Source organism: Psychrobacter sp. TB20-MNA-CIBAN-0197 (assembly GCF_040309765.1).
Classification (GTDB): Bacteria; Pseudomonadota; Gammaproteobacteria; order Pseudomonadales; family Moraxellaceae; genus Psychrobacter; species Psychrobacter submarinus.
This window is the reverse complement of the sequence record NZ_JBEOPC010000615.1, coordinates 1-271: the sequence shown is the minus strand read 5'-3', so window position 1 is coordinate 271 and position 271 is coordinate 1. Positions and strand designations below refer to the sequence as shown.

Genomic DNA, 271 nt, shown 5'->3' with positions numbered 1-271 from the left:
GGCATGCGCGAGAAAGGCTTCATCAAGGAAGTGCGCGCCGACGGCAAGATCAGCCTGAGCCTGCAACCGGTCGGCCAGGAAGCGGCGAGCAGCCTGAGTTCGAAGATCCTCGGCAAGTTGCGCGAGAACGACGGCACCCTGGCGGTCAGTGACAAGAGTGATCCGGCACTGATCAGCAGCCTGTTCGGCGTCAGTAAGGGCAACTTCAAGAAAGCCATCGGCTCTCTGTACAAGGAAGGCAAGATCGTCATTCACGCCGATCGCATTGAAC

1 pseudogene is annotated in these 271 nt (G+C 59.0%); it reads left to right on the top strand.

Annotated features, from left to right (window positions below):
* Nucleotides 1–271 (top strand): annotated as a pseudogene (locus AAEY83_RS15205) (hypothetical protein); the annotation flags it as partial.